Source organism: Roseateles sp. YR242, assembly GCF_900109745.1.
Classification (GTDB): domain Bacteria; phylum Pseudomonadota; class Gammaproteobacteria; order Burkholderiales; family Burkholderiaceae_C; genus Roseateles.
The window spans coordinates 62,709-78,396 of the sequence record NZ_FOAV01000002.1 but is presented as its reverse complement, the minus strand read 5'-3'; the positions used below and the strand labels follow the sequence as shown (position 1 = coordinate 78,396).

The following is a 15,688-nucleotide window of genomic DNA, read 5'->3' as shown; positions in this document are numbered from 1 at the left end:
GCAGCCTCAGGCTTGAGGTCCGGAACCGTATTGCTTGGACACCCAGTCACGGTAGGCACCGGACTGCACCCGTGTCACCCAGTCTTCGTTCGCCAAATACCACTGCACCGTCTTGCGGATGCCGGTCTCGAAGGTCTCGGCCGGCCGCCAGCCCAGCTCACGCTCGATCTTGCGGGCGTCAATGGCATAACGGCGGTCGTGACCGGGCCGGTCGGTCACGTAAGTGATCAGGCGGCTGTATGGGCCCGCCGGGTCAGGGCGCAGCTCGTCCAGCAGCGCGCAGACCGTCTTCACGATGTCGATGTTGGCTTTCTCGTTCCAGCCGCCGATGTTGTAGGTCTCACCCAACTGGCCGCCGGCCAGCACGGCGCGGATGCCGGAACAGTGATCCGTCACATACAGCCAGTCGCGGATCTGCTGGCCGTCCCCATACACCGGCAGCGGCTTGCCGGCCAGGGCGTTGACGATCATCAGCGGAATCAGCTTTTCCGGGAAATGCAGGGGCCCGTAGTTATTGCTGCAATTTGTGGTGACCACCGGCAAGCCGTACGTGTGGTGCCAGGCACGGACCAGGTGGTCGCTCGCCGCCTTGGAGGCGGAGTAGGGGCTGTTGGGCTCGTAGGCGTTGGTCTCGGCGAAGGGCGGGTCTTGCGGCTTCAAGGAGCCGTAGACCTCGTCGGTCGAGACATGGTGAAAACGGAAGCCCGCCTTCAACTCCCCGTCCAGCCCGTTCCAGTGCGCACGTACGGCCTCCAGCAGCGTGAAGGTGCCTTCGACGTTGGTGCGCATGAAGGCACCCGGGCCATAGATGGAGCGGTCCACATGGCTTTCCGCCGCAAAGTGCACGATGGCGCGCGGGCGGTGCGTGGCCAGCAACTGATCCAGCAGGGCACGGTCGCAGATGTCGCCCTGGACAAAGACGTGGCGCGCGTCGCCCTGCAAGCTGGCCAGGTTCTCCAGGTTGCCCGCGTAGGTCAACGCGTCCAGGTTGACGACCTGCTCGTCCGACGACCGCAGCCAGTCGAGCACGAAATTGCTGCCGATGAAGCCGGCACCGCCGGTGACGAGGATCGTCATGACACGTTCTTCCCTGGGAGTTCGCCCACAAGTTCAGGACTGCCGGATCGCGTCCGGGGAAGGACGGACCCCTACAGGCGCCAGACCTTCAGCCCGGCTGCCCGCAGATTGTCGCTGTTAAACGCCGCCTTGACGTCGATGAAGGCGCCGCCCTCTACCAGCTTGCCGCAGAGGTCGTCCAGGGCCAGCGCCCGGTACTCGCGGTGGGCCACCGCCGCCACGATGGCGTCGGCGCGGGGCAGGTCCTCGAAGCGGTGCAGCTTCACGCCGTACTCATGCATGGCCTCGTCCGCCTCGGCGGCCGGGTCGGTCACCCAGACCTCGACGCCATAACTCTGCAGCTCATGGATGATGTCGATGACCTTGGAGTTGCGCAGGTCACCGCAGTCCTCCTTGAAGGTCAGCCCCAGCACATTGACCTTGGCACCCTTGATGTAGCTCCCGGCCGCAATCATCTGCTTGATGGTCTGTTCCGCGATGAACTTGCCCATGCCATCGTTGATGCGGCGGCCCGCCAGGATGACCTGCGGGTGGTAGCCCAGCATGTCGGCCTTGTGGGTGAGGTAGTACGGGTCCACGCCAATGCAGTGGCCGCCCACCAGTCCCGGCTTGAACTTGAGGAAGTTCCACTTCGTGCCGGCGGCTTCCAGCACCTCGGAGGTGTCCAGGCCGATGCGGTCGAAGATGATGGCCAGCTCGTTCATCAGCGCGATGTTCAGATCGCGCTGGGTGTTCTCGATCACCTTGGCGGCCTCGGCCGTCTTGATGCTGGAAGCCCGGTGCACGCCTGGGCGAATGATCGCCTCGTAGGTGCGCGCCACGACGTCCAGCGTCTGCGGCGTGTCGCCGGAGACGATCTTCAGAATCTTGGTGAGGGTGTGTTCCTTGTCGCCCGGGTTGATGCGCTCCGGGCTGTAGCCGACAAAGAAGTCCTGCTTCCAGGTCTTGCCCGATTCACGCTCGAGCACCGGAATGCAGACCTCCTCGGTCGCCCCTGGATAGACGGTGGATTCAAACACCACCACCGCTCCTTGCTTCATGTGCCGGCCGACACTGCCGGACGCGCCCACCAGCGGGCGGAAATCAGGAATGTGGGCGGCATCCACCGGCGTGGGCACGGCCACGATGATGACGTCCGCCTCGGCCAGGCAGGCCGGATCGCTGTGGTATTCGGCGTGGGTGGCTGCCTGGACCTCTTCGTCCGTCAGCTCCCGGGAGGGGTCCGTGCCCGCGCGGCATTTCTCGACCTTGTCGGTCGAGATGTCGAACCCAATGGTGCGGCCCAGCTTGCCAAACTCGACCACCAGCGGCAGCCCCACATATCCCAGACCTACAACGGCAATCACGGCCACGGCCTTCTCCTCTTACAAGCGTGCGCTTCTTTTCCAGGCCAGCTTTGTAGCCGGTTTCTGGCGCGCCGCCGATCCCTCAGTTGCGGCCGTAGGTGTCTTGATAGCGAACTATGTCATCTTCGCCCAGATAAGAACCCGACTGGACTTCGATGATCTCCAGCTGCACCTTGCCCGGATTGGACAAACGGTGCACCTGGCCCAACGGGATGTAGGTGGACTGGTTTTCCGTCAGCAGGATGGTTTTTTCACCGTTCACGACCTCGGCCGTGCCAGACACCACGATCCAGTGCTCCGCCCGGTGATGATGCATCTGCAGGCTGAGCGAGGCGCCCGGCTTGACCATGATGCGCTTGACCTGGAAGCGCTCGCCCATGTCGATGCTGTCATACCAGCCCCAGGGCCGATGGACCTTGCGGTGCAGGTTCTGTTCGCCACGCTGGCTGGCGGTGAGTTGGTTGACGATCTTCTTGACGTCCTGGCTCTTGCTGCGGTCGGCCACGAGCACGGCGTCCGGGGTTTCGACCACCACGATGTTGTCCAGCCCCACCGCCGACACCAGCCGGCTGGTGGCATGCACCAGCGTGTTGCGGCTGTCGGTGATGATGGCGTCTCCCCGGCTGGCATTGCCGGCGTCGTCCTTGGGGGCCACCTGCCAGACTGCTTCCCACGCCCCCAGGTCGTTCCAGCCCGCGTCCAGCGGCACCATGCGCAGCGGGAATTCGCTGCCGGGGCAGCGCTCCATCACCGCGTAGTCGATGGATTCGCTGGGCACCTGGGCAAAACCGTCCTTGGCGGGGCGCACAAACGCACCGTCCGTGGCGCGGGCGTCGAAAGCGGCCCGGGTGGCCGTTTCGATGTCCGGGCGGAACCGCTGCAAGGCCTTGAGCCAGGTCGAGGCACGCAGCACAAACATGCCGCTGTTCCAGTAATAGGCGCCTTCGTCCAGGTAGCGCTGCGCGGTGGCGGCGTCCGGCTTTTCCACAAAGGCTTCCACCCGCAGGCCAGTGCCTTCGGCCTGGCTGCGGATGTAGCCATAGCCGGTCTCCGGACGGTCCGGGGTGATGCCCAGGATGACGATGGCGCCCTCGCTGGCCTGGCGGATCGCGTCCTGCAAGGCGGTGGTGAAGGCGTCCGGATCGGTGACGGTCTGGTCCGCCGGGGTCACCACCAGCACCGGGTCGGAGCCGGCCTGCAGCGCCTGCAGCGCGGCCAGCGTGATGGCCGGCGCGGTGTTGCGGCCCACCGGCTCCAGCAGAACGGCACCGGGGGTGAGGCGCTGCTCGCGCAACTGGTCCAGCACCATGAAGCGGTGTTCTTCATTGCCCACCACCAGCGGCGCGGCGACGGTAATGTCCTCCGCACCCAGGGTGGCCAGCCGGTCCGCCGCCTGCTGGAACAGGCTGCTGTTGCCGCTCAGGATCAGGAACTGCTTCGGATAACCGGCCCGCGACAGCGGCCACAGCCGTGTCCCGCTGCCGCCCGCCATGATCACCGGTTGTACATCGATCTTGCTCAAGCTGCTGCTCCCTCAACCTTCAAAGCCGTTGGGATTGTTGGACTGCCAGCGCCAGCTGTCCTCGCACATGCGCTGCAGGTCGTATCGGGCCGTCCAGCCCAGCCGCTCGCGGGCCAGTGCCGGGTCGGCGTAACAGGCCGCCACGTCGCCCGGGCGGCGTGCAACGATCTCGTAAGGAATCTCGCGGCCGCTGGCCTTGGCAAAGGCCTTCACCAGGTCCAGCACGCTGTAGCCCTGGCCGGTGCCCAGGTTCACCCAGATGGATTCCTGGCCTTCCAGCAGGAACTTCAGCGCTGCCACGTGGCCGTCGGCCAGGTCCACGACGTGGATGTAGTCGCGCACGCCCGTGCCGTCCGGGGTGTCGTAGTCGTTGCCGAACACGCTCAGCTTCGCACGCCGGCCCACTGCCACCTGGGTCACGTAGGGCATCAGGTTGTTGGGGATGCCGCGCGGGTCTTCGCCGATGCGGCCGCTTTCATGCGCACCCACGGGGTTGAAATAACGCAGGCAGGCGGTCTGCCATTCGGCGTCCGCCGCGCCCAGGTCGCGCAGGATGCCTTCGCCAATCAGTTTGGTGGCGCCGTAGGGGTTCACCGCCGTCAGCTCGGCGTCTTCACGCAGCGGCAGTGAACGCGGCTGGCCGTAGACCGTGGCGCTGGAGGAGAAGACGATGCGCTTGCAGCCGTGGCGCTGCATCACCTCGCACACCGTCAGCAGCCCGTCCAGGTTGTTGCGGTAGTAGCTCAGCGGCTTGGCCGTGGATTCACCCACCGCCTTGTAGGCCGCGAAGTGCACCACCGCCGCCGGCTTGTAGTCGGCAAAGACGGTTTCCAGCGCGGCGGCGTCACACACGTCCAGCTTCTCGAACAGCGGGGTCTGGCCGCTGAGTTCGGCCAGGCGCTCCAGCACCTTGGGCGAGCTGTTGCTGAAGTTGTCCACGCCGATGACGCGGTAGCCCGCCGCCAGCAAGGCCAGCCAGGTGTGGGAGGCGATGTAGCCGGTCGCGCCGGTCAACAGGATGGTGTTGCTCATGAAGGTCCCTGGTGGTCTTGGCAAGGTCTTACTGGATGACGCCCTGCACGTAGCAGCCGGCCGTATAGGCGTTATAGCTGTAGAGCAGGTTGTAGGAGTCCCGGATCTGGCGGCTGTAGTTGCAGCCCACTGTCACCGCACGAGTCGCCTGCCAGCTGATGCCGGCGTTGTAGAAGCGGCTGCTGTCGCTGTAGCCGGTGTTGAGGTTGCGGTCGTCGCGGCTGACCTTGGAGTAGCCACCGCCGGCCGTCAGGTTGAGCTTGCCGGTGAGGCGGTAGGTGGCCTGGGTCTGGGCGGAGGTGGTGACGCGGTTGTAGTCGGAGACGACGTTGGCCACGCCCAGATAGTAGGTTTCCACGCCGGTATCCCGCGAGATCTGCGTGCTCAGGCTCCATCGGCCCCCCGGACGCCAGTCCCAGATCAGCGCGCCCGTGACGCCGTCAAAGCCGTCGGCACGGCTGCGGCTGATGCGGGCGTTCAGGTTGGTCGAGCCGGAGGCGTTCCAGCCGGCGGTCAGGTCCAGGTCCTTGCGGGAGTATTCGTAGTCGCTGCCGTCGGTGGTGCGGCCCTTGGTGTAGCGGCCGGCCACCCCAAAGCGCCACAGCCCGCTGGGGCTGTAGGTCAGGCCCAGCGAGGTCGCGCCCTGGCGGTATTCCTGGCTGACATAGCTCGCCAGCGAGTAGTCCCGGGTGCGGTAGGCATAGCCGCCCTCCAGCGCAAAGCTGGTGGTGGAGGGGATGCCCAGGCGTACCGTGCCTTCCATGCTCTGGTCGGTCTGGATGTTGCGATCGGTGGTGGGCGCGATCTCGGAGGTGCTGTTGTAGTCCGCCAGATAGCGCTTGCGGATATAGGTCAGGTTGCCGGTGAGGTCGCCCACGGTGGACCAGTCCAGGCCGGTGCGGATGTCAAAACCGTTGTTGTTCAGCTGGTCGTTGTGGTTGTAGCGGCTGTCCATCCACTTGGTGGCCGCATAGACGCGCTGCCGCCCCAGCCGCACGTCGCCGCCGGCCAGCAGGGTGAGCGTGGTGTATTGGTCGCTGTTCTCGGCCGAGCTGTTGTGGAAGACGTTGTTGGCATATTGCTGGGACAGCGCGGCCCCCAGGTACCAGGGGGTGCCACTGCTCTGTGCCAGCGCGCCCGCGCAGGCGCTCGCCAGCACGCCAGCCAGCGCGAGGTGGGCCGGGCGCAACCCCGTGGGGTGCGGGCGGCTCGCCAGGCGGGGCGGGCGGTGAGGAAGGTGGGATTTCACGTCGTCGCTCCTGGTTCTGATTGTTCTTCAGTAGGCGTGACGGTCAAAGACCATCAGCCGCACAGTCCGCACGATGATTTGCAGGTCCAGCCCGAGGGACCAGTTGCGCAGGTACTCGAGGTCGTACTCCACGCGTGCCTTCATCTTGTCGATGGTGTCGGTCTCGCCACGCAGGCCGTTGACCTGGGCCCAGCCCGTGATGCCCGGCTTGACCTTGTGGCGCACCATGTAGGCCTTGATGATCTGCCGGTATTCCTCGTTGTGGGCCACGGCGTGCGGGCGCGGCCCGACGATGCTCATGCGGCCCTGCAGCACGTTGATGAACTGCGGCAATTCGTCCAGCGAGGTGCGGCGGATGAAGGCGCCGAACGGCGTGATGCGCGGGTCACCCTTGGTGGCCTGCTTGACCACGGTGCCGTTGTCCATGGCCCGCATCGAGCGGAACTTGTAGACCACGATCTCGTCGCCGTCCAGGCCGTTGCGCCGCTGCCGGAAGATCACCGGGCCCGGCGAACTGAGCTTCACGCCGATGGCCAGCCCCAGCAGGATGGGGGAGATCAGCAGCAGGATCAGGCTGGCCAGAATGACGTCGCTGATGCGCTTCACCACTTCATTCACGCCCGTGAACGGCGTTTCCAGGATGCCCACCACCGGCACGCCGTTCATGTCCTGCAGGCGGCCCTGGATGATGCTGATGCCGAAGACGTCCGGCACGAAGAACAGCGAGGCGGTGGTGCCCTGCACCTGTTCCAGCAATTGCACGATGCGCGGCTGAGAGCCCAGCGGCAGCGTGATGTAGACCTCTCGCACGCCGTGCGCCCGGACAAAGTCGCTCAGCTGCGGCAGGGTGCCCAGGATGCGGCCGTTGGTGTCGCCATGCAGGCGATCGTCCTGGCGGTCGTCGAAGAAGCCGAGCAGGTCCACGCCCTTCATCGGGCCGGCATCCAGCGCCCGGGCCACCTTGGCGCCCAGCGGGCCCGCGCCCACGATGATGGCGGTGCGGCGGATCCAGGGTTGGCGGGCGCGCCAGCGCAGGATCTGCCGCCCGACCTCCACCGCCACGATCTGGCTCAGCGGGGTGATCACGGCCCACCACAGCAGCACGTCGCGCTCGAAATAATGGAAGCTGCTGGTCGCATAGGCAAACATGCCGAGGATGAGCAGCAGCATCAGCCATGAACCGATGATGTCGGTCACGGCACTGGCAGGATGTTCACCGAAATGGTTGCGCCCCGGAAACGTGAGCGCAAAGACCAGCATGCACAGCGTGTAGGTGGAGCGCATCACCGGCTCCCCAAACCAGGCCAGCACCGCCAGATAGACCAGGACGATCAGGCTGGGCTCAAGAAACGCCGCGATGAAGGACTGGACCGATTGCGGCGCGTTGTAGAAGGTTCTCTTGTAGTTCCGATCCTCAAACATCACCCTGTGGTCCTTGGTTGCTTCCCTCTTGCCCACGGACTGGCCTCACCAGCCTGGCCGCCCGTCCTGCCCTTTTGGCCAGACGTGGCGGCGCTGTCCGCACCCTCCCGGTCTGGCCACGCGCGGGGCGTGGCTGCCGGGTTACTCCCTCATCCCGGCCGGAGCCGGAAATTCTCTCTCAAATCTGACGCATCACTCGTAACCGATGACCCCCTACCTTCGGGCCGCGTCTGCCTACAATCCGCCCCATGCTTCAAGAATGGTCCAAGCTTTTGGCCCCTGCAGTGCAGGATCGCATCACGCTGTTGCTCAACCATGTCATGTCGCGCGAGCCGATCGCGACGACACGACTGGCGCCGCACACCGGCCGGACGGTACGGCTGCACCTGGCGGGTTGGCCCCGCCTGCTGCCTGCCGCGCCAGACCTGCGTCTGCGCATCACGCCCGCCGGTCTTCTGGAACGGTTGAATGACGGGGAAAGCCCAGAGCAAGAACCGGACCTGGATATACAACTTGAAGCATCCAATCCGGCCGCCGCCGCCCTGGGGCTGCTCTCCGGGGAACGTCCGGACGTGCGGGTGCAGGGGGATGCGCAACTGGCGGGCGAGATCAACTGGCTGATCGACAACCTGCGCTGGGACATCGAAGACGATCTGGCGGCCATCACCGGGCCGGCCGTGGCGCATCAGCTGGGCCGCTTCGGCCGGGCGGCTGCCCAGGGGCTGGCGCTGCTGGCGCGCCAGGCGGGCCGCTTCATGCCGGACGGGTCAGGACGGGCATGAACGTCTGCTGTCCATCATGAGGTATTTCTCCCGCCTGCTGGTCATTGTCTGGACCCTGTACCGTTTCGGCCTGGATGAGCTGGCGCTCTCTACCCTGAAGCGGCGTCGCTTCCGCTTCCTGCGGAGGCTCATTTCGGTCGGCCGGGCCTGGGATGCGCCGCGTGGCGCGCGCCTGCGCATGGCGCTGGAGCGCCTGGGCCCGATCTTCGTCAAGTTCGGGCAGTTGCTGTCCACCCGCCGCGACCTGGTACCGGCAGACATGGTGGCCGAGCTGTCCCGGCTGCAGGACAACGTGCCGCCATTTCCGGCAGAACAGTCCCGCGCCCTGATCGAACGGGCTTTCGGCCGACGAATCGAAGAAATTTTTGCCAGTTTCGAGGCGGAACCCGTCGCCAGTGCGTCCATCGCCCAGGTGCACTTCGCCGTGCTGCCGGATGGCCGCGAGGTGGCGGTGAAGGTGCTGCGGCCCGGCATGCTGGACGTCATCGAGGACGACCTGGCGCTGATGCGCACGCTGGCGGGCTGGGTGGAACGTTTCTCGGCCGATGGCCGGCGGCTCAAGCCTCGCGAGGTGGTGGCCGAGTTCAATACCTACCTGCACGACGAGCTGGATCTGGTCCGCGAAGCCGCCAACGCCGCCCAATTGCGCCGCAACATGCAGGACCTGCATCTGGTGCTGGTGCCGGAGATGATCTGGGAGCTGTGCGCCAGCGACGTCATCGTCATGGAGCGCATGCGGGGGGTGCCCATCTCGCAGCTGGACCGGCTGCGCGAGGCCGGGGTGGACATCAAGAAGCTGGCGCGCGACGGCGTCACCATCTTCTTCACCCAGGTGTTCCGCGACGGCTTCTTCCACGCCGACATGCACCCCGGCAATATCCAGGTGAGCCTGGAGCCGCAGACCTTCGGCCGCTACGTGGCGCTGGACTTCGGCATCATCGGCACGCTGACCGAGGTGGACAAGGACTATCTCGCCCAGAACTTCATTGCCTTCTTCCGGCGTGACTACAAACGCGTGGCGGAGCTGCACATCGAATCCGGCTGGGTGCCCCCGCAGACGCGGGTGGACGAGCTGGAGGGCGCGGTCCGCACCGTCTGTGAGCCCCACTTCGACAAGCCGCTCAAGGACATTTCGCTGGGCCAGGTGCTGATGCGCCTGTTTCAGATTTCGCGACGATTTAACGTCGAGATTCAACCCCAGCTTGTTTTGCTGCAAAAAACGCTGCTCAACATTGAAGGTTTGGGTAGACAGCTGGATCCGGAGCTGGACCTCTGGGCCACGGCCAAGCCTTTCCTGGAACGCTGGATGGATGAGCAGATCGGCTGGCGGGCCTTTGTCCATCATCTGAAGAAGGAAGCACCGCGCTTTGCGCAAATGCTGCCCGAGTTCCCTCGGCTGATGCACGAGGCCCTGCGCCAACGCGCCGACGGTGGCCGCGACGAGCTGGCCCGCCAGCTGCTGCAGGAGCAGCGCCGCACCAATCACCTGCTGCAAGCCCTGCTGTGGGGCGTCGCCGGCTTCATGGTGGCCCTGGTCGCGACCCAGCTTGTCACCCGCTGGCTGGGTCTTTGACCGCAGCGCTTGCGCCGCTCAGCTCGCGTAGTCGGCGAAGCCCTGCTGGAGCTTGGAGCGGAGCAGGGTGCGGACGCGGTTGACCCGTGACCGTACTGTGCCGATGGGGATCGACTGGATCTCCGCCACATCCCGGTAGGACTCCTCCTCCAGGCAGGCCAGGTGGAAGGTGCCGCGCAAGTCGGGGGACAGGGTGGACAAGGTGTCATCCACCACCCGGGCCAGTTGGCGATAGGACACGCACTGGCTGACATCCATCACCGACTCGGACGCGCGTTGCGCGGTTTCTCCATCGGCGACATAGGGTGTGGCGTCCAGGCTCTCCACCTGGCTGCTGCGCTTGGCGCTTCGCGCGACATGGTTGCGTGCCACGTTGGCCGCGATGCCGAAGAACCAGGTCTCCACCGACGACTTGGCCATGTAGCGGTCACTGCAGCGGGTGGCCTCCAGCAGCGCATCCTGGATGATGTCGTCCAGCTCACCAGGCGAGCGTTCGTAGCGGCGCAGGAAGCGCTTGAGCTTGCTCGAATCGCTGCGCGACTCCCTGGCGATGCGGGTGATGTGCAACAGGACCTGTTGTTGGCGATCCCGGGCCAAGTGTTCGGTGTCAGTCATGATGGGTGTTGAAGACTCTTGAGGAACGCAGGGCCCCGACGGTGTCCGGCTGTCGCCGGTAATCGCTTGCGGGGGACGGAAGGGCAGGGGGAGGTGCGCGGCGGCGTTCATGACCGACCTCCGAAGGTGGACAAGGCTGCCAGTGCCTGGTCGCCCAGTGCCAGGATCTGCAGGGCCATCCATCGCCCGGTGACCGCCAGCGTCACGCCGACCGACATCAACTTGACGGCGAAGGGAATGCTCTGGTCCTGCATGGACAAGATGGTCTGCAGCAGCGAGACGATCACCCCTGCGATCACGGCCACCACCAGCGAGGGCAGCGAGAGCCAGATCACGGCCAGCAGGCCTTTCTGGAAGAAGTGAATGGTTTCAACCACGATGGATCCTTTCAGGCATGCCTTCATGCATAGGAATTGACCAGGCCTTCAAACAGCCGCGTCCATCCATCCAGGACCACGAACAGCAGCAACTTGAGGGGTAGCGACACCACCATGGGCGACACCATCTGCATGCCCAGCGCCAGAAGCAGGTTGGACAGCAGCAGGTCGATGACCACGAAGGGGACGTAGAGAACAAAACCGGCCTTGAGCGCCATTTCCAGCTCCGAGATGACGAAGCAGGGGATCAGCACCACGTAGTCGCGTTCGCCGGGTGCGACCAACGTCGACCGCCGCCATTGGTGACGGGCCAGATCGACAAACTTCTGGCGGCGTTCGGGCAGGGTGTTGGCGAGCATGAAATCGCGCAGCGGCTCGGCGGCGTAGGCCACCTGCTCAAGCCCGATGCGGCCCGAGGCCGGCCCGCGTTGGACGCTGGCAGCTGCAGGAGAGCCGCTGGCTGGTGTGCCCAGCTGGAGCCGACCGGCCATGTCATTGAAGATGGGCGCCATGACGAACAGCGTGGCCGCCAGTGCAATGGCATTGACCGCCATGCCTGGTGGAACCTGCTGCACGCCCAGCGCGTTGCGCACGATCAGCAGCACCATGGAGATCTTGAGAAAGCTGGTGGTGCACACCAACAGCAAAGGAAGCAATGCCAGACCCGCCAGCAGAATGACGAGCGTGACCGGGTCGTAGGCATTGATGTTCATGGCCGAGTGCCCCACTCGGTGATCTCGACCGCCAAACGGCCTTCGACATCAATCAATTCGCCAAACCCCAATTCGGTGCCGTGCGCAACGATGCGAACACGAGGGGGTGTCGCCAATTCAAGCGGGAGAATCCGACCGGGGATGACCGCGGCCAATTCGGCAACTGTCATCGAGAGCCGGCCGACGACGAAATCGAGATCGACTTTCAACGCGTCCATGATGTTTGGGACCTTTTCAATTGCCTTGACATGAGACGGATTGGAAAGGGGAGGCGCCTCGACAACCCATCCTTCAAAGACATAGGAGTCGCCATCTGGTTGACTAAAGTTAACTAGCGCTGATCCCAAAATCATGCGGAGAGGTGGCGTCGAAAACCCATCCTTTGAGGGAATCAGGAGGGCGTCTCCCACACGCAATTCGCGCAGACGCCGAAGCGGCATCTGCCGTCTTCCGAGGTGCATGCCGCCAGAGAAGCGAAGCCCTGCCAAGGTGCTGCCACGCAGTGACGGCGCATGCCAGTCCACGGCATGCCGCTGCCACCCGGCGCCATCCACCCAGCGGAGCAAGGTGTCGAGCGACGCTTTGATCAAAAACGTCTGTGACTCTCCATTGATATCAGTCAAGGTGAGTAAACAAGGGAGGTCATTTCCTTTCTCGTCTTTCTCTTGATCTGGAGCAAGAACATGGAATGGGCCACCCATGATTTCCGTCAATGGCGCTGGAATATTGGCCAGGCCCATGCGGTGCAGATCAAGCGCGATCGCCGGAGATAGCTGGTCGGGGTACTGCACACCACTGAGCAGGGTGAGCAGGGCGGTATCGGCCATTTCCAGCCGCCCGTAGCGGCCCTGCAGGCGCAGGGACTCGGCAGCTTCGCCGGACCAGGTGGTCCCGGGCGCCAGCGTGAGCTCCAGGCGGGTCCAGGGCAGGTCGGGTTGGTCGAGTGGAATCATCACGCCACCCATGAGCCTCTGGGACAGGTGTTGCTGGGCCTTGGTCACGGCGCGCAACCGCACGGCGTGGGAGGAACGTCTCTCGAGACCGTGAGGAGCGGATGGCATAGGCAGGCGCAGGCGGGCTGCGGAAGAAAGGAAAGGGCGGGGCGCCGAGGTCCTCAGTGGGGGAACCGATTCGGCGCGGGGTTCGGCGAGAGTTCAGTAGGGTTCGGATGACAAAAGAGTTCATGTGCGTCATCCCGCCCATGCGGTTCCACAAGTTTTCGTTCGATCAGCGATTCGCTTGAGAACCGGTTGAGGGCTCTCGGCAACTACATCAGCACCATGAACCCGAACTGGATCACCCGTCGCCACCGGCTGGCCGGCACCCATCACCACCTTGAGGATGAGGATGGCGTGCTGTCGGCGGAAGCCCTGCAGGTGGTGGTGAAGGCCGCCGACCTCACGGGCGCGGTGCGCGCTCGATGCGCGGCACGCCTGCGTGCGGCCCGGGCGCGTCAGCGAGAACAGCTGTTTCGCCAGCGGGAGGCCTGCGAGGCCCGTGTGCTGGCGGAGGTGGCGCTGCTGTCGCGATCCCTTCAGAACGAGCGGCGTGACCTGCGTGCTTCAGCCTCCGACCTGGTGGCTCAGGTGGCGCGCGACGCGCTCAAGCGCCTGATGTTGGCGCTGCCCGAGGCCTGGCCCGTGCAATCCAGCGTCGAACTGGTGCTGGATGAATGGGGCGCCATGAAACTGAAGGACGAAGCTGTGGTGCACGTCCATCCCGATGACCTGCCGATGGTGGCGCCGGCTGGCAAGGAGGCGCCATGGACGTTCGAGGCGGATGCTTCGATCGCGCGAGGCTCCTGCGTGCTGACGCATTCCGCCGGCACGGTGCAGGCCGATTTCCAGGCCAATGTCACCGCGTTGCATGCCGCGCTGGCCAACAGTGCCGCCTCTGATGTCGATCCCGATGTCGATCCCCATGTCGATATCGATCCCCACCCCACCCACGAACGCCCAGGAGTACCAGCATGAGCAACTACGACCCTTTGTCCCCTTTCGTCCAACAGATGCAGTCGCGCCAGATCGAGATCGAGAAGCGCCTCGAGACGATCGATGTGATGGACGCCGAGGGAACCCGTCGATTTCTCGACGCCAAGCTGGAAATGGACCGTGTGAACTGGGCCGGCAAGATCGGACTGCAACTGCGTCACGGCCTGCTCAAGAAAGTCACGAGCAAGATCTGATGAACACCCTTTGCTGCTCCGGCGTTTTGCGGCCGCCTGCGCTTTTGCGCGGGCTGCTTGCCGCAGCGCTCCTCGTGTCCGCCTGGCATCTGCCGGCCCAAGCCACCACCCCGCCTGGTTGGCAGGACATCCGCTACAGCAATCGTGCGGATGACCAGGCCACGCTGGAGTCGGTGCTGCGGCAGTTCTCCAGCACCATGGGTGTGGAGTTGCGCCTGGCGGATCCGAAGCTGGGGCAGCGACGCATGCTGGTGTTGCCGGAGCGCGGCAGTGCGCCGGCCGCCTTCCTCGATCAACTGACGCAGAGCCTGTCGATGGACTGGTATGTCTATCGGGGCATCCTCTACGTGTCGGCCCAGTCGGCGTCGGTGAGCGACCGTGTCGTGCTCAATGGCCAGACGGCCGCTGCAGCCCGGCAGGCGCTGGTCGGGCTGGGGCTGTTTGAATCCAGGTTCGGTTGGGGCGAGCTGGACACTGACCCACCGATGGTGCTGCTGTCGGGGCCGGCCAGCTACGTCAACGCCGTCAAGGCTGCGCTGGAGGTGCCTAAAAAAGAGGCGGAAACAGTTGAACGTCCCAAGCTCATGGTGTTCCGCCTCAAGCATGCCACTGCCCAGGATCGGGAAGTGCAGGTGCGCGGCATCACGACACGGCAGCCCGGGCTGGCCTCTACCTTGAAGCAACTGATAGCGCCGGCATCGGGCCAGCGCGAGGATCCGGGTGGTGTGCCGGGGGCGAACCTTGGTTCAAGCATGGGTTCGATGACCGGGGCCCTGTCGAATTCATGGCCGGGGTCATTGTCGGCGCCAGGTGTTGGTGTGACCGACCCCGGCATGGGTGCTGCAACGCCGCTGTCGAGCCTGGCCGCCCTCGGCGGTCTGGGGGGGCGGGACTTTCTGTCGTCCCCGCTGCCTGAGGGTTTGCTGACGCCGTCGGCGCGCAAAAGCGGCGACCGAACCGGTGGTGAGGGCGCGAAGCTGTCGGCCGAGTTGGCTCGCCTGCCTGCGATTGCTGCCTACCCGCCGCTGAATGCGGTGCTGGTGTGGGACCTGCCCTCCCGGCGGCCTGAATACGATTCCCTGATCGATGAACTGGACGTGGCCACGCGTCAGGTCGAGATCAATGTCACCATCCTGGACGTGAACGTCAACGCGCTGCGCGAATGGGCAGTGGATCTGTCTGCGGGGTCCGGCGCCGCGCGCGTTCAGGTCAATGCCGCCGGCAACATCGCTGGCGATGGCAGCTCCAGCGTGGCGGGAGGGTCCTCGATGGTGCTGTGGGCCACGGACCGCCTCAGCCTGCGGCTGCGCTCACTGGAGTCGCGCGGCCAGGCGCAGGTGATGTCTCGGCCATCCCTCCTCACGCAGGACAACCATCCTGCGGTGCTCGACATGAGCCAGTCGGTCTACGTCAAGCTGGTGGGTGAGCGCACGGCGGACCTGCGAACCGTCAGTGCAGGCACCATGCTGCGGGTCACGCCCAGCGTCATGGGCAGTGGCAACGACGCCACCATCCGGGTCACCCTCGACATCGAGGACGGCGCGTTGGCCGACAACGCCGCCGATTCCTCCGCACCGCTGGTGGGCAACAGTTCGGTCAGCACTCAGGCGGTGGTGCGTCCGGGTGAATCGCTGGTGGTGGGCGGGTATCGCCGCCAGAACACCGAGTCCTCCCACAGCCGGGTCCCCGGACTCGACAGCGTGCCCCTGCTGGGCTGGCTGTTTCGCGGCGAGAGCGTGATCAGCGACGAACGGGAACGGCTGTTCATCGTCACAGCGCGGGTCCTGCCCTGAAT

The 15,688-nt window shown here is 65.1% G+C and carries 15 protein-coding genes; 5 read left to right on the top strand and 10 right to left on the bottom strand.

The window, feature by feature from the left end; genetic code table 11:
* Window positions 1-6: 6 nt before the first annotated feature.
* From rfbB to BMY53_RS03995, 6 genes are all read right to left on the bottom strand, one after another.
* On the bottom strand, window positions 7-1,077 hold the full coding sequence (gene rfbB, locus BMY53_RS04020) for a dTDP-glucose 4,6-dehydratase (RefSeq protein ID WP_092943937.1): 1,071 nt from the start codon (window positions 1,075-1,077) through the stop codon (window positions 7-9).
* A gap of 71 nt (window positions 1,078-1,148) precedes the next feature.
* On the bottom strand, window positions 1,149-2,429 hold the full coding sequence (locus tag BMY53_RS04015; RefSeq protein ID WP_092943935.1) for a nucleotide sugar dehydrogenase: 1,281 nt from the start codon (window positions 2,427-2,429) through the stop codon (window positions 1,149-1,151).
* A gap of 76 nt (window positions 2,430-2,505) precedes the next feature.
* Window positions 2,506-3,915, bottom strand: coding sequence for a mannose-1-phosphate guanylyltransferase/mannose-6-phosphate isomerase (locus BMY53_RS04010; protein WP_092945079.1), 1,410 nt, complete (start codon window positions 3,913-3,915; stop codon window positions 2,506-2,508).
* 42 nt (window positions 3,916-3,957) lie between these two features.
* A complete protein-coding gene (galE, locus tag BMY53_RS04005) occupies window positions 3,958-4,977 on the bottom strand; it encodes a UDP-glucose 4-epimerase GalE (RefSeq protein ID WP_092943933.1) in 1,020 nt (339 codons plus the stop codon).
* 28 nt (window positions 4,978-5,005) lie between these two features.
* Entirely contained in the window at window positions 5,006-6,226 is a 1,221-nt protein-coding gene (locus BMY53_RS04000) for a porin family protein (protein ID WP_143073915.1), read from the bottom strand.
* A gap of 27 nt (window positions 6,227-6,253) precedes the next feature.
* The gene (locus BMY53_RS03995) at window positions 6,254-7,648 is read right to left on the bottom strand and encodes an undecaprenyl-phosphate glucose phosphotransferase (RefSeq protein ID WP_092943929.1); all 1,395 of its coding nucleotides are present in this window, start codon (window positions 7,646-7,648) and stop codon (window positions 6,254-6,256) included.
* A gap of 248 nt (window positions 7,649-7,896) precedes the next feature.
* Here BMY53_RS03995 and BMY53_RS03990 point away from each other — a divergent pair, with 248 nt between their 5' ends.
* Together BMY53_RS03990 and ubiB are read left to right on the top strand one after the other, a co-directional pair.
* Window positions 7,897-8,430 (top strand): hypothetical protein, encoded by a 534-nt coding sequence (locus BMY53_RS03990; RefSeq protein WP_177200706.1) that lies wholly within the window; start codon window positions 7,897-7,899, stop codon window positions 8,428-8,430.
* A 16-nt stretch (window positions 8,431-8,446) separates the two neighbouring features.
* Window positions 8,447-10,003 (top strand): ubiquinone biosynthesis regulatory protein kinase UbiB, encoded by a 1,557-nt coding sequence (ubiB, locus tag BMY53_RS03985; RefSeq protein ID WP_092943927.1) that lies wholly within the window; start codon window positions 8,447-8,449, stop codon window positions 10,001-10,003.
* A gap of 18 nt (window positions 10,004-10,021) precedes the next feature.
* On the opposite strand, the gene BMY53_RS03980 is transcribed toward ubiB, so the two are convergent.
* From BMY53_RS03980 to sctQ, 4 genes are all read right to left on the bottom strand, one after another.
* A complete protein-coding gene (locus tag BMY53_RS03980) occupies window positions 10,022-10,618 on the bottom strand; it encodes a sigma-70 family RNA polymerase sigma factor (protein ID WP_177200705.1) in 597 nt (198 codons plus the stop codon).
* 107 nt (window positions 10,619-10,725) lie between these two features.
* Window positions 10,726-10,995 (bottom strand): type III secretion system export apparatus subunit SctS, encoded by a 270-nt coding sequence (gene sctS / locus BMY53_RS03975; protein ID WP_218151174.1) that lies wholly within the window; start codon window positions 10,993-10,995, stop codon window positions 10,726-10,728.
* Window positions 10,996-11,018: 23 nt separating this feature from the next.
* Window positions 11,019-11,708: a type III secretion system export apparatus subunit SctR gene (gene sctR, locus BMY53_RS03970; protein WP_092943921.1), complete on the bottom strand. Its 690-nt coding sequence runs from the start codon at window positions 11,706-11,708 to the stop codon at window positions 11,019-11,021.
* The gene (gene sctQ, locus BMY53_RS03965) at window positions 11,705-12,709 is read right to left on the bottom strand and encodes a type III secretion system cytoplasmic ring protein SctQ (protein ID WP_177200704.1); all 1,005 of its coding nucleotides are present in this window, start codon (window positions 12,707-12,709) and stop codon (window positions 11,705-11,707) included. Before sctQ ends, sctR begins: the two co-directional genes overlap by 4 nt.
* A 279-nt stretch (window positions 12,710-12,988) precedes the next feature.
* Here sctQ and BMY53_RS03960 point away from each other — a divergent pair, with 279 nt between their 5' ends.
* From BMY53_RS03960 to sctC, 3 genes are all read left to right on the top strand, one after another.
* Window positions 12,989-13,681: a FliH/SctL family protein gene (locus BMY53_RS03960; RefSeq protein ID WP_143073914.1), complete on the top strand. Its 693-nt coding sequence runs from the start codon at window positions 12,989-12,991 to the stop codon at window positions 13,679-13,681.
* The gene (locus BMY53_RS25340) at window positions 13,678-13,893 is read left to right on the top strand and encodes a hypothetical protein (protein ID WP_143073913.1); all 216 of its coding nucleotides are present in this window, start codon (window positions 13,678-13,680) and stop codon (window positions 13,891-13,893) included. The genes BMY53_RS03960 and BMY53_RS25340 overlap by 4 nt, the downstream gene beginning before the upstream one ends.
* A gap of 74 nt (window positions 13,894-13,967) precedes the next feature.
* Complete coding sequence (sctC, locus tag BMY53_RS03955) at window positions 13,968-15,686, top strand: type III secretion system outer membrane ring subunit SctC (RefSeq protein WP_143073912.1); 1,719 nt, start codon at window positions 13,968-13,970, stop codon at window positions 15,684-15,686.
* Window positions 15,687-15,688 lie beyond the last annotated feature (2 nt).